We start from the raw sequence: 13,105 nt of genomic DNA on the forward strand, positions 1-13,105 counted from the left end.
ACGGCGGAAATTTGCAGGAACAAGCCATGGCCGATGACGTTTACGGCCAGGAGCCCCGGCTGCGAACGCCATCAAGCGGCGTGATGCCTGGGCTGCTCACAAGGGAAAGGAGACAAGTCATGAGAATGCATCTTACCACTGCCGCGGCGGGACTTTTGCTGCTTGCCGGTGTTGGCGCCGCGGCAGCTCAGGATGTGGTCATCCAGCCTGAGCAGGAGACCGTGATCAAGGAGTATGTGCACAAGCAGCCGCTGGCTTCGGTGAAGCTTCCTGGCGTGGAGCTCAATATCGGCACGGCTCTGCCCGATACCGTTGAACTTCATGAAGTTCCCAACGTCAAATATCGCTACGTCGTGGTCGACAACCAGACCGTCGTCGTTGATCCTGGCACCCGTAAGATCGTCAAGATCATTCAGTGATCCAAGGTCATCCAAGCCCGCCGCTTTGCCAGTGGCGGGCTTTTGTCTTGCCAGTGCGGTGCGCCGGACCGGCCGAGCGCTACCAACGGCGGGCTCGAGACCGCTCGCGCGCGGTTCTACCGTCTAGTCCGAAAACCTCACGCTCACGCCGCGCTGCCGAAAATAAGCCTGCATCAACTTGCGGCCCGAACGGTTGTTCTGCGCCAACTTGGTCGGATCGAACACCGCCTGTTTGATCCCCTCTCGTGCCAGCGCTGCCTTGAGCGCCGCTATATGCGCGTCGATGTCGGCATTGTCCGCCCGCAGCGAGGCATAGATATTTTCGGTCGCCTCGGCCACGGTCGGTTCGGTCATAGGTGTCGTCCTTTGGTTGGTTGGGCGGCGGCTTAGCACAGATTCGCGGCTCCGCCGATACCGATGGATCGTCAGTGCACGCGCCAGGGTTTTGGTAAGCGACAACAGTGTCGCTTGCGCTTGGACGCCCGCGAGAAATTCGCCCTGGAATTGAACCCACAGGCGATGGCGATTTCCGAGATCGAGACTGGGGCTGGCGCCGGCGACGGCAGTTCTTGCTTAAGTCGGCGGACGAACCGCACCGGCTCTGTCTCGGGAGTAGGCAGTATTCATCCCTTGAATCGAGTTTTGGCGCCAACTTGCTGTTCGGAAGCGTCTTTTCCGGTCTTGCCTGCTCCGTCTAGGCGAGCAGGCCGTGAATGGTGGCTGCAACAGCCGCGGGCGCATAGGGCTTGGGCAGGAAGACGCCGCCGCTCGGCATCGCGTCCCGGGGCGGCCGTTGCTTGCCCGAGGTGATGATGATCTTGACCGGCGGCCAGCGGTCGCGCACGGCGGCCGACAGGCGCAGGCCATCCATCGAGCCCGGCATGTCGATGTCGGTGAACAGGATGGCGATGTCCTGCCGGCCCTCCAATATGCGGATCGCCTGGTCGGCGTTGCTCGCCTCCAGCACGTCGAACCCCGCCTCGCGCAGATCATCGGCGATGGCGAACAGCAGAAAGGCTTCGTCTTCGACGACGAGGACGGTGACGAGACTTTGAGTGGTCATGGCACGCCCTATGTAGTCAGTAAGGTGCTGTCGGCAACTGGGGTGCCGGTGCGTCCAGTACGCATTCGACGCCGTCGGGGTGGTAGTCGATCCGGACCGCTCCGCCGAAGTCGGTGCCGAAGACGCGCTCGATCAGGAAGCGGCCGAAGCCGCGCCGGTTGGGCGGCGTCACCGGCGGGCCGCCGCTTTCGCGCCAGCGCCAGATCAGCCTGATGTCGCCTGGCCTGTCATGCGACGGCTGCAGCGACCACTCCATCGCCACCTTGCCGTCGGGCGTCGACAGCGCGCCGTATTTCAGCGCGTTGGTGGCCAGTTCGTTGACGGCGAGCGCAAGGGTCAGCGCCATCTTCGGATTGATTGGCAGCGCCGGGCCCAAAATCGAGATCTGTTCGACCGGGAAGGCGGCGATGGTGTTGTCTACCACCTCGCGGATCGAGGCACTGGTCCAGCGGGTCTTGTTCAGTATGTCATGGGCGTTGGCGAGCGCCCGCAGGCGCTCATTGAAGGTGGCGCTCGCCGTGGCGATATCGGTGTTGCGCAGCGTCTGCGAGGCGATCGCCGCGACCATCGCCAGGATGTTCTTGATGCGGTGTTCGAGCTCGTGGGTCAGCAGTTCCTGTCGCGCCTGCGCCTCGCGCCGGTCGGTGACATCCTGCATGACGCCGAACATCTTGACCGGCTTGCCAGTCTCGTCATGGACGAAATCGATGTGGCGCGACAGCCAGCGCAACTCGCCGGTGTCGGGCCGCCGGATGCGGTATTCCACGGCCGGCACGGCGGTGCCTCGCTCGCGTGTCTCGCTGTTGGAACGGACGTCCTTGTCCTCCGGAATGACGATGTTTTCCAGCACGGAGATGTGCACGCTGTCGCGCGGCGACAGCCCCCAGAGACCCCAGAAGCCCTCGGAGCCGACCACGGTTCCGGTGGCGATGTCGAGTTCGAGTGCCGCTATGCCGGCTGCATTTTGCGACAGCTGCAGGCGGCGCTCGCTTTGCAGCAGGGCCTGTGCCACCTGCTTCTGATCGTCGATATCGGTGTTGGTGCCGATCCAGCGCAGGATGACGCCGTCGGCATCGCGGATCGGGACTGCGCGCGCAATGAACCAGCGATAGATGCCGTCATGCCGACGCAGCCGCAACTCGCTCTCGTAGAATGTGCCGGCGGCCAGCACCTGTTGCCACTTTTCCGCGGCCGCGACGATGTCGTCGGGGTGCACGATATCGGCCCAGGCATCACCGTCAAGCTCGCCCGGCTTCGCACCCGAATAATCGTAGACGCGCGGGTTGAACCAGTCGAGTAGCCCGTCCGGTGTCGCCGTCCAGACGTGGTTCGGCATTGCCTCGGCGAAAGTGCGGAACTGGGTCTCGCTCTGGCGCAGCGCCTGTTCGGCGATCAGCCGGTCGGTGACGTCGACGCCTTGCACGAAAATGCCGAACACCTCGCCGGCGGGGTTGCGCACCGGCTGATAGACGAGGTCGATGAAGCGATCTTCGATCGCGGCACCCGGCGTGTGCTGCAACTCTGCCCTCAGTGCGTAGCCGACGAAAGCCTCGCCGGAGGTGAACACGTGGTCGAGCAGCTCGAAAAAGCCCTGGCCCTCTATCTCGGGCAAGGCCTGCCGGATCGGCAGGCCGATGATGTCGCGATGGCCGACGAGCTGCATGTAGGCTGCATTGGTCAGTTCGACGACATGCTGCGGACCGGACAGCATGGCCATGAAGCCCGGCGCCTGTTCGAACATCTGGCGCTGCCGATCGCGCTCGCTCGCCCGCCAGTGCTCGGCGGCCATTTTCTCGGTCACCTCGATGACGATGGCAATGACCCCAGCCGGTTCGCCGCTTTCGTCGAGGATCGGTGAATAGTCTAGGTCGAGCCACACCTGTTCCGGTTTTCCGGTTCGGTTGAGCGTCAGCTCCTGCTCGCGATAGGCGAGCGTGCCGCCGCCCAGACACACCTTCATGATGTTGTCGTTGAAGTCGGCCACCTCGGGCCAACCTTCACGCACCTTGGAGCCGAGCAGTCGCGGATGGCGCCCGCCGGCAAATTCCGAATAGGCGTCATTATAGATCATGACGCCGTCCTCGCCCCACAGCATGACGATCGGCACGTTGGAGCGCAGGATCAGCGACACCGCCGTCTTCAGGCTCTGCGGCCAGCCCTCGATCGGTCCGATCGACGTCGAGGCCCAGTCGAACGCGGCGATCAGGCGACCGACCTGTCCGCCGCCGGAGAGGAAAGCATGACGGCGATCGTCTATCTCTTCTATCGCGGTTTTACTGGTTGGTGGCATGGCGTCTCGCGGATCGGTCGGCGTTCATTCGAATTTCGATTGGTCGTCGCTAACGTGTCAGGCACCGGGAGCCGCTTGCCGTTGTCCCACCATCAGCCGTCACAGCCCATGAAGCTTCGCGCCAGCGCGCGCTGGCGGACTTTCTCGCATTCGATGAGATCATGATCATGTGCATCCCCCGAGCCAGAACCCGGAACAGGGCTGATCGGTTCCCGATGCACGGGTATTTTCCTTCGGATGCAACAGGCTTGCCCACGCGATGGTCTGCTATTCGATCTATTTTATTTGCCAGCCGTTAATCCGATTTCTTTGCAAGCCGTTAATCCGGGCATGTTGTTATTAAGCGGCTACTAATGAGTCGTCATGCGGGGGGTCGCAATGACCAAGAATCTCGGCAACGCACGCTATGTGCCGCCAAAGGACACAAAAGATTCCTTCTTCAGCAAGGTCGCGCCGGCGCTGTTTCCGCTGGTCGTGGTGGCGCTGGGCTACGTGATCGGCCGGCAGTTCTTGGGTATATAGCGCGCATGCGCGGCCGCTCGTTCAAGTCGTGCGCCTATTTTCGCGTGCCTATTTTTCGAGCCCGCCACCCACCTCCGCCCTGGCTTCGGTGGGGCGGACACGCTCGCTGGCCAGAAGCACGACAGGACAGGCGACGGCGGCAAGCACCGCCGTGGCGGTATCGCCGAAGAACAGCTCTTCGCCCGGCCGTTGCGTGACGCCCATCACCACCATCGCGGCCCCCTTGGCGACCTCCCTGGCGATCGCCTTGTCGGGCGTGGCACGGGTGCGCAGCGCGGTGTCGACCTGCACGCCGTAGCGAGCGGCCAGATCGGCGATGTCCTTCAGCATGGCTTCCTCGCGCCGGTGCGAGACGGAGGTGGCCCCTTGCCGTGCCGCCTGGGAAACGTAGAGAACCTTGACCCGCGCCCGGTGCGGTCGTGCCAGCGCCAGGGCGAAATCGGCGGCGCGGCGCGAGACTTCCGTGCCGTTGACGGGGACCAGGATGGTGGTGCCGGCTTTTAGAACCGGCATCTTGGCCGCCGATCTGGCGCCGTTCAGCACCAGGCATAGCGGACCGTCGAAGCCGCCGGTGATGTCGTGCAGCGCGCCGGTGAAAGATCCCTTGGCCGTCATCATGGTCTCCAGCCCGACCAGCAGCAGGCCGTAGCCCTTGCGGGCTTCCTCGGCGATCGTCTCGGCGGTGGCTTCGGACTCCGTGCGGGTGGTCAGATGCACCTTCTCGACCGATGTGTCCTCGGCCTTGCTGACGGCCCCGGCGCTTCTCGCGGCACCCTTCCTGACCTCGTTGCGCGCCCGCTCAGGGCCCTTGTCGCCGGCCGGGCCGGCGATCTTGCCGTCCTTGAGGTGGAGAAGCGTGGTCGGCATGCCGCTGCCGCCGCCGACCAGCCCCGCCAGATAGGCGGTGAACTTGCCGACCGGGCTGTCGTCGACCAGCAGCAGGAGCCGCTCCAGCTTCGAGACGAAGCCGCGCTCGTCGAGCAACTCGCGCTCGACGCGCTGCTTCTCCGCATGTCCGACCGGCAGCCGGCCGAGCGCCCAGCGCAGCATTGGCGGCATGGCGAGCGTGGTGATGATGGCCATGGTGACGATCATGGTGAACAGGTTGTGCGAGAGGATGTTCATCGACAGGCCGATGCTGGCGACAATGACCTCGGTCGAGCCGCGCGCGTTCATCGCGCTGCCGACGGCGGTGGCCTCCTTCAGCGACATGCCGGCCAGCCTGCCGCCGATGAAGGCGCCGCCAAACTTGCCGATGCTGGCGATGGCCACCAGCGCCACCGTCAGCAGCGCCAGCGTCGGATCGGTGAGCACGGTGAGGTCGGCCGAAAGGCCGGCCATGCCGAAGAAGATCGGCATGAACAAAGCGGTGATGACGCCGCGCAGCTGACCCTCGATGTGGTCGGACAGGATCGGCGATTCACCGACCAGGATGCCGGCGACGAAGGCGCCGAGCACGGTGTGGACGCCGATCAGATTGGTGATCAGGGCCATCACGCCCATGATGATGAGGATGACGGTGATGACGGCGTATTCGCTGCGGAAGGAATCATTGCTCCAGCGGATCAGCGTGAACACCAGGCGGCGCCCGAGGGTGAAGGAGAACACCATGAACAGCGCCACCTCGGCCACGGTGGTGATCAGCGGCAGCACCTGCAGGCTGCCATTGGTGGCGATGCCGAAGGTGATGGCGATGATCAGCCAGCCGATCGTGTCCTCGATGATCGCCGAGGAGATGATGACCTGGCCGAGATTGCGGCGCATGAAGTTCATCTCGCGCACGACCATGGCGACGATCTTGACCGAGGAGATCGACAGCGCCGTGCCGAGGAAAAGCCCGGCGACGATGCGCTGCGTCGGTTCGGGCAACAGCGTGGCGGGCAGGAATTGCGCCAGCGCAAAGCCGCAGGCAAAGGGCACGACGATGCCGGTGATCGAGATCGAAAAACAGGCGGCCCCCACCCGGCGCACGAGGCGTAGGTCCGTCTCCATGCCGGTCAGCAGCAGGAGCAGGAGAATGCCGAGCTGCGAGACGGCGTCGATCATGCTTTTCTGCGCCGGGTCGGTCGAGAAGATCAGGTGCTGCGCGTCGGGCCACAGCCAGCCGAACAGTGACGGCCCGAGCAGTATGCCGCCGATGAGCTGGCCCATGATCGCTGGCTGGCCATAACGCTGGAAGATCTCGCCCAGGCCGCGGCCGACCAGAAGCAGAAGCACGATCTCGGCGACGAACAGGCCCTCCGCCGAGCCGCCCATGCCCGAGGCGTGGCCGGCCGGCTGCGCGGCAAAGGCATGGCCTGCCGGCGCCAGGGCGAGAACGGCCAGCAGGACAGTGGCCGCAACAATGCGTGGCGTCGTTGCCGACTGACAGTTCATGGGTTCCCTCAAGCACCGCGGTGGATTGACCGTCACAACGCGCCGGCCATCGTTTGCGTTGCAACCGTCGTCAGGCGCCAGCCTCAGACATGGACGTCGCCGAAGGACAGCTCGCCGTCGTCGCGCGCGGCGAAAAAGACGATGGCGAGCAGGCTAGCATAGAATGCGGCCACAATGACCACGATCACCACGCCGGGAATAGGGCCAAGGGCGGCGCCGTCGACGGCCTCGCGAAGCGAGCCGGCGAACCCGGTTCTGACACCCGCGGCCTGAAGGCTGGGTGTCGAGATCTTCAGACCCCAGGCCAGCAGAAGGATCAGGAAGAGGTAGATGTAGTTGCGGCGCAGGCGACGCGCCAACGCGGCACGTTGCGACAACAGAAACTTCGGCGCGCGCAGGCCTTCGCCGACGATGAGCAACCAATCCGATGCGAAGTCGGGCTGCGGGGAGAAGATCTGCGCGAAATAATGACGCTCGAACTGGCGCACGCGGGCCCGGTAGAAGTCGAAGAACCGATAGCGGCGCGCCTCGATCCACAGCAGCAGCAGGATCAGCAGCATGGCGAACAACAGCACGCCATGATGCGCGCTGGCCGTGGACAGCGACACCGAAAGCATTGCCGCCACCACGGTGATCGCCCAGTTCGTCGTCCTGTCGAGCCGATCGCGCCATCCCGCCATGCGCGCGATCTCGGCGCGGTGAAAATGCGACAGCGTGTTCACGCGCTCCGTCGATGAAAGGACGGGGCCCGCGGGCTTTGCCGACGCATCGTTCATGGCATCCTCCGGCCAAGACTAGAACAGTTTGCCGGCAACATTGTTCCCTGCCGCGCGTCGCGGCGGCTTTGTTCACTCCGGCCCGCCGATCCAGTCGACCAGAAGTGCCATGAGGCCAAAGGCGGCACCGATGGCACAGACCTCGGGCCAGCCCCCCAATGTCCAGGCGATGCCCGCCAGCATCGAGCCGATGGCGCCGCCGATGAAGAAGATGCCGACGAACAGGCCATTGAGGCGGCCGCGCGCCTTCGGCTGCAGCAGGTTGATGGCGCGGCGGCCGAGCGTCTGGTCGCCGGTGACGCCGATGTCGAGCAGCACGGCGCTGACGCCCATCAGCGCTAGCGGCCACCACGAGGCCGAGAGATTGGTAGAGCCGGCCCAGCCGGCGAGGGCCATCGCGCCGATCAGCACGAGATGGCAGGCGATGGTGGCCGAGCGCGTCCAGCCGCGGTCGCCGGCGCGGCCGAACAGCGGCGTCACCACCGCGCCGCCGGCGCCGACCAGCGCGAACAGCGCAATGCCGCGCTGGCCAAGGTCAAAAGGTGGCTGCGCCAGGCGCAGCGCGACCGCCGTCCAGAACAGGCTGAAGGCCGCCATCACCAGCGCCGCCGTCAGCGCGCGGCGCCGCAGCACCGGCTCGTCGCGCAGCAGGTCGAACAGCGAGGCGATCAGCGCGCCATAGGACGATCTCGCCGCCGGGCGCCGTCGCGGCAAGGTGAAGGCGAGCACGCAGGCGAGCAGGACGAGGGCGGCGGCGCTGAGGCCGTAAAAGGCACGCCAGCCCCAGGCATCGGCGACGAGGCTCGCCAACGGGCGCGCCAGCAGGATGCCGACCATCAGTCCGCTCATCACATCGCCGATGACGCGGCCATCCTGTCCGGGCGGCGCCATGGAGGCGGCGATCGGCACCAGGATCTGGATCGCCGAGCAGGCCGCACCGAGGATGAACAGGACCATCAGCAGCGCGACGGCGGTGGGCGCCAGTGCGGCGCTGCCGGCCGCAAGGGCCGCCGCGATCAGCATGCGCAGGATCAGGGCGCGGTTCTCGGCAAGGTCGGCAAGCGGCACCAGGAAGAACAGGCCGGCGGCATAGCCGAGCAGGGTCGCCATGGCGACGAGGCCGACGCTCGCGGCACTCGCTCCGAGCGATGGCCCGATCAGCCCGACCAGCGTCTGCGGCGCGAACAGATTGGTGACGATGATGCCGACGGCGGTGGCAAACAACAGCGTCTGCGGGCCGGTGATGGTCACGGCCGGCGCGGCCAGTTGGCCGTCATTGGTGTCGAGCATGTGGTCCTCGATCAAACTGCATATCGTGCGAGGACTTTATGCCGACTTATTATCATGCTACAATTCAATCAATTCAATAATGATTATGCGAGATGCGCATGAATATCCATGATCTCGAAGCTTTCATCGCCGTGGTGGAAACCGGCTCCATCGTCGGCGCCTCGGCCAGGCTCAACCTCACCCAGCCGGGCGTGACGCGCCGCATCCAGAACCTCGAGGATGGGCTGGCGACGGCGCTGCTCGATCGCCAGTCGAAGCCGCTGAAGCCGACCGCCACGGGACGCGAGGCCTATGAGCATGGCCGCCGCGTGCTGCGCTCGCTCGAGGATTTGAAGGCCGGCGTGTCGCCGCAAGGCGAGGTCAAGGGCGAGTTCCGGCTGGGCATCATGCCCTATCTCTCGGATGCCGCGCTGGCGCTGCCGCTCGACACTTTGCGCGCCGCGTTTCCGCAATTGACGCTGCGCATCTCTTCCGGCTGGTCGCCAAGGCTGGTGGAGCAGGTGGCACGCAGCGAGCTCGACGCCGTGGCGGTGTGCCTTGCCGAGGGCGTCACTCCCCCGGACGAACTCGTGCGCGACGATCTCGGCGTGCAGTCGGTGCTGCTGGTCGCGTCCCCCGGCCTTGGCGTGCCCAAGCCCGCCGACCTTGCCTCGCTGTCGCGCTTTCCCTGGGTGATGAACGAAAATGGCTGCGGCTTTCGTGCCTTCATCCGGCAAAGTTTCGAGGCCGCGAGGCTGCCGTTCCAGGTCGGGGTGGAGGCGCTCAGCGTCGATCTCAGAATGTCGCTGGTGGCGCGCGGCCACGGCATCGGCATCGTCACGCCGGGGGCCTTCGCCGACAGCCGCTGGCGCGATAGGGTGGAGGTCATCGACTGCCCAGACTTCAAGCCGCAGGTGCGCGCCCGGCTGCTGCACCGCCCGCCCGCCGGCCGGCTCAGCCGCCCGATCGCGCTGTTCCGCGACGCGCTGATCGAAGGGCTTCAGGTGCCGATGCCGCTGGTGTCGTAGCTGGCGGCCAGCTGGCCGCCCGGCGGCGCGGCGAACTGAGTGCGGCGCCGGAGCGCTGGGCGCGCCTGCAATTCAACGATCACATTGCATTACCGGGTCTTGACCCCACCGCGATGAACCCCAGATCGACCATGCCGGCGCCGGATGGGCCGGCGCAGCCGCTGGCGCCGGCTTGATGGGCGACGCCGGGCTGGCAGATGGCCTTGTGACCATCGAATCCAGGCATCACATGCCGGAGGCGATGAAGCCGCGCGAGACCCGCGACAGGGCGAGGGCGTTCCCAAAGGTGGAGCGGATCGGACCAGAAGCAGAGCGAAAACAGCAAAGCGCGAATGGAGCCGGCAGTAATGCCTGCGACGGCGCGTCTGTCCCCCGGAGAGCATGGCAGCCAGAGCATACAAACGAACAGGAAACAGAGCAAGAAAGGAGCAAGTGCAATGACCATTCGTGATCTCATGCCATGGAGCCGCGACACCAGCCAGGCTCCGACCGTCTTTCGCGACAGCGACCGGGACCCGTTCATGGGACTGCATCGCGAAATGAGCCGCCTGGTCGACGACATGTTCCGCGGCTTCGATTCGCGGCTTCCGTCCCTGGGCAGGTTCTCTTCGGCCGGCGGCTGGCCCAGCGTGGAAATCTCCGAAACGGACAAGGAGATCCGCGTGACGGCCGAGATACCTGGCATGGAGGAGAAGGACATCGAGGTGTTGCTCGATGACGGCGTCCTGACGCTGCGTGGCGAAAAACACGCCGAAACCGACGACAAGGAGCGCCAGTTCTCCGAGCGGTTCTATGGCCGCTTCGAACGTCGCATCCCGCTCGGCTTCGAAGTCGCGGAGGACAAGGTCGCGGCCGAATTCCGCAACGGCGTGCTGTCCGTCAGCCTGCCGAAGTCCGAGAAGGCGCAGAGCAAGGCAAGGCGCATCCCCATCGGCGGCAAGAGCACCAAGCACTAGGACAGACCGGCCGGGCGGGCGCCTCGCGCACGCCCGGCATCGACCGGCTGATTTCGCGCCGGACGCACGGCCCTCTTGAGAATCCCCCAGCCTTGGGCAACATGGCGGCAAGGCTGGGAGCACAGGGATGAGCAAGGCCATTTCCGCCGCATCGCCGCGCAGGTCGGCGCCGCGCAAGGCGCCGATGGCGCTGACCGAGGCGCTGGTCGCGCGCACGCTGCGCGTGGTCGAGGATTCCGGTCCGGCGCCGGGCATGGTCGCCATGACCGACGCGGATTATGCGCGTTTCCGCGACGAGGTGCTGGGGACGGCTCCGGCCGGGCCGCTGAAATTGTTCGCCTATGGCTCGCTGCTGTGGAAGCCGGTCGGCGAGGTGAGGGGCGGCGAGCGGGCGGTGGCGACCGGCTGGCATCGGTCGTTCTGCTTCACCGTGCAGCGCTTCCGGGGCACAATCGACCGGCCCGGCCTGATGATGGCGCTCGACCGCGGCGGCCAGTGCCAGGGCATGGTGTTCGAGATCGCCGAGCCGGTGGCGGCGAATCTCGAAGCGTTGCTGCGCCGCGAGATGACTATCCTTCCCGCCGTCAACGTGCCGCGCTGGCTGCAAGTCAGGACAGGCGACAGTGCCTCGCGGGCGCTCGGCTTCGTCGTCGACCCCGGCAATCCACGCTATGCCGGCAAGCTCGACAAGCGGGCGATCGCGGCGACGCTGGCCAGGGCGGCCGGCCATTGGGGTTCGGGTGCGGAATATCTGTTCGAGACGATCCGCCATCTCGACGCCTGCGGCATCCGCGACCGCAATCTGTGGCAGTTGCAGGAACTGGTGGCCGAGGAGATCGAACAGTCGCGCCCCTGACGCCTCACCCGTCCCGCAGCCACACCAGGAACAGGCTGATCGTCCGATGCCATCGCGCCGAGAATCCTGAGTTGGGAAAAGGTTTTCTCTTACAGGCCTTAATGAGGCCCGGCCAATGGCCAAGCCCGATCGGAGATGTTTGGAAAAACCTTTTCTCAAGCCAAGGCTGGGCCGGATCAAGGGGCCGTTCAAGGGGAAAAGTGTCCTGGTCAGGGATCGTTCGCTCCATCACCCATTCCGAGCGCTGACTTCGACAATCAGTTTCCAGCGAAGCCGGGCCCCTGGCAGTGAAGTGTTAATGGCTTGGGCGCCATGGTAGTCGCCCGCCAGGACAGCAGAGCTCCGCAATGCCCGATACGCCCTACATCCCGAAAGGCCCGGCGCGGGCCGATGCTCCGCGCGCCGGCAGGCGGGAGGGGCACGACAGCCGTTCCGACGAGCTTCGTCGCGATGCCGCCACCATCGCCCGGCTCAAGGCCGAACTCGCGGCACAGGCGGCGCTGATCGCCAGGCAGGAAGTTTCGCTGGCCCACAGCCGCAAGATCTTCGACCGCGCCTCGGTGGCCGCGCGCCTCGGCGTGTGGGAGTGCAGTCTGCCCGATGTGCAACTGCAGTGGACCGACGTGGTCTATGACCTGTTCGACCTGCCGCGCGGCTCCGTGCTCGATCGCGCGGAGATCATCAAGTGCTACCCGGCGGAGTCGCGCAAGGCGCTGGAGACGATGCGCAGCCGGGCGATCGAGGAGCGCAGCGGCTTCACCCTCGACGCCGAGATCACCACTTTCGCCGGGCGCAGCCGCTGGATCCGCATCACCGCGACCGTCGAGTGCGAGGAGGGCGTGCCCGTGCGCATCTTTGGCATGAAGCAGGACATCACCGAGGAGAAGGGCCAGTCGGACCGGATGCGCCATCTGGCCGAGTTCGACGCCATGACCGGACTTGCCAACCGCGGCCGGTTCCAGGCGCGGCTCGCCCATACGGACGAGGACCGACCGCTCGGCGCCCTGCTGTTGATCGACCTCGACGGCTTCAAGGCGGTCAACGACACGTTCGGCCATGTCGTCGGCGATGAGTGCCTGAAGACAGCGGCGCAGCGGCTTGCCGATGGCTGCGGCGAGGCGGATCTGGTGGCGCGCGTCGGCGGCGACGAGTTCGCGGTGCTGCTTGGAGCGCATCTCGACCGTGGCGCCGTCTCCGGGCTGGCGCGCCGCATCATCGAGGCGATGGGCGAGCCGGTCGCCGCGGGCGGCCAGTCGCTCAAGCTCGGCGCCTCGGTCGGCATCGCCTTCGCCGCGACAGGCGCGCCGTGCGACCTGTTCATACAGGCCGACACCGCGCTCTATGCCGCCAAGGCGGCGGGCCGCAACACCTTCCGCATTTTCAAGACCGAAGCCGGCGTGAAAGGCCGCAGCGCCGCGGCTTGAGGCTGGTCGGCGGGCCCTGTCCATCGGGCCGGCGCATCTTCTCACCAGTGCGGACCGTGGCGCTTATCTTCATTTGGCATGCGGAGCGTTCGCGAAAGGGTGCTATGGAAGGCGCCAGGACGCCCT

12 protein-coding genes are annotated in these 13,105 nt (G+C 65.8%); 6 read left to right on the forward strand and 6 right to left on the reverse strand.

Annotated elements, in window-relative coordinates; translation table 11 throughout:
- Positions 1 to 119: 119 nt before the first annotated feature.
- Entirely contained in the window at positions 120 to 419 is a 300-nt protein-coding gene (locus tag AC56QQ_RS11930; protein ID WP_489863499.1) for a DUF1236 domain-containing protein, read from the forward strand.
- Positions 420 to 542: 123 nt separating this feature from the next.
- On the opposite strand, the gene AC56QQ_RS11935 is transcribed toward AC56QQ_RS11930, so the two are convergent.
- The 3 genes from AC56QQ_RS11935 to AC56QQ_RS11945 form a co-directional block, all read right to left on the reverse strand.
- Positions 543 to 773 carry a hypothetical protein gene (locus AC56QQ_RS11935; RefSeq protein ID WP_497127313.1) on the reverse strand — a complete coding sequence of 77 codons (231 nt, stop codon included), beginning with the start codon at positions 771 to 773 and terminating at the stop codon, positions 543 to 545.
- Positions 774 to 1,113: 340 nt separating this feature from the next.
- Positions 1,114 to 1,482, reverse strand: a complete 369-nt coding sequence (locus AC56QQ_RS11940) for a response regulator (protein WP_489862538.1) — start codon at positions 1,480 to 1,482, stop codon at positions 1,114 to 1,116.
- Positions 1,483 to 1,498: 16 nt separating this feature from the next.
- The gene (locus AC56QQ_RS11945; protein WP_497127315.1) at positions 1,499 to 3,772 is read right to left on the reverse strand and encodes a PAS domain-containing sensor histidine kinase; all 2,274 of its coding nucleotides are present in this window, start codon (positions 3,770 to 3,772) and stop codon (positions 1,499 to 1,501) included.
- Positions 3,773 to 4,150: 378 nt separating this feature from the next.
- Between AC56QQ_RS11945 and AC56QQ_RS11950 the strand changes: the two genes are divergently transcribed.
- Positions 4,151 to 4,294: a hypothetical protein gene (locus tag AC56QQ_RS11950; RefSeq protein WP_489862536.1), complete on the forward strand. Its 144-nt coding sequence runs from the start codon at positions 4,151 to 4,153 to the stop codon at positions 4,292 to 4,294.
- A 48-nt stretch (positions 4,295 to 4,342) separates the two neighbouring features.
- Here AC56QQ_RS11950 and AC56QQ_RS11955 read toward each other — a convergent pair whose 3' ends face one another.
- The 3 genes from AC56QQ_RS11955 to AC56QQ_RS11965 all read right to left on the reverse strand — a co-directional run bounded on the left by AC56QQ_RS11955 (position 4,343) and on the right by AC56QQ_RS11965 (position 8,736).
- Entirely contained in the window at positions 4,343 to 6,550 is a 2,208-nt protein-coding gene (locus AC56QQ_RS11955; protein WP_497128963.1) for a cation:proton antiporter domain-containing protein, read from the reverse strand.
- A gap of 203 nt (positions 6,551 to 6,753) precedes the next feature.
- A complete protein-coding gene (locus AC56QQ_RS11960; protein ID WP_497127317.1) occupies positions 6,754 to 7,446 on the reverse strand; it encodes a DUF2270 domain-containing protein in 693 nt (230 codons plus the stop codon).
- A gap of 72 nt (positions 7,447 to 7,518) precedes the next feature.
- Positions 7,519 to 8,736 (reverse strand): MFS transporter, encoded by a 1,218-nt coding sequence (locus AC56QQ_RS11965; protein ID WP_497127319.1) that lies wholly within the window; start codon positions 8,734 to 8,736, stop codon positions 7,519 to 7,521.
- Positions 8,737 to 8,834: 98 nt separating this feature from the next.
- Here AC56QQ_RS11965 and AC56QQ_RS11970 point away from each other — a divergent pair, with 98 nt between their 5' ends.
- From AC56QQ_RS11970 to AC56QQ_RS11985, 4 genes are all read left to right on the forward strand, one after another.
- Complete coding sequence (locus AC56QQ_RS11970) at positions 8,835 to 9,743, forward strand: LysR family transcriptional regulator (protein WP_497127321.1); 909 nt, start codon at positions 8,835 to 8,837, stop codon at positions 9,741 to 9,743.
- A gap of 437 nt (positions 9,744 to 10,180) precedes the next feature.
- Positions 10,181 to 10,699 carry an Hsp20/alpha crystallin family protein gene (locus AC56QQ_RS11975; RefSeq protein WP_489862531.1) on the forward strand — a complete coding sequence of 173 codons (519 nt, stop codon included), beginning with the start codon at positions 10,181 to 10,183 and terminating at the stop codon, positions 10,697 to 10,699.
- Positions 10,700 to 10,826: 127 nt separating this feature from the next.
- A complete protein-coding gene (locus AC56QQ_RS11980) occupies positions 10,827 to 11,555 on the forward strand; it encodes a gamma-glutamylcyclotransferase (RefSeq protein ID WP_497127323.1) in 729 nt (242 codons plus the stop codon).
- Positions 11,556 to 11,902: 347 nt separating this feature from the next.
- Positions 11,903 to 12,979, forward strand: coding sequence for a diguanylate cyclase domain-containing protein (locus AC56QQ_RS11985; protein WP_497127325.1), 1,077 nt, complete (start codon positions 11,903 to 11,905; stop codon positions 12,977 to 12,979).
- The last annotated feature ends 126 nt before the right edge of the window (positions 12,980 to 13,105 follow it).

The organism is Mesorhizobium sp. RCAM 05099, from assembly GCF_059683685.1.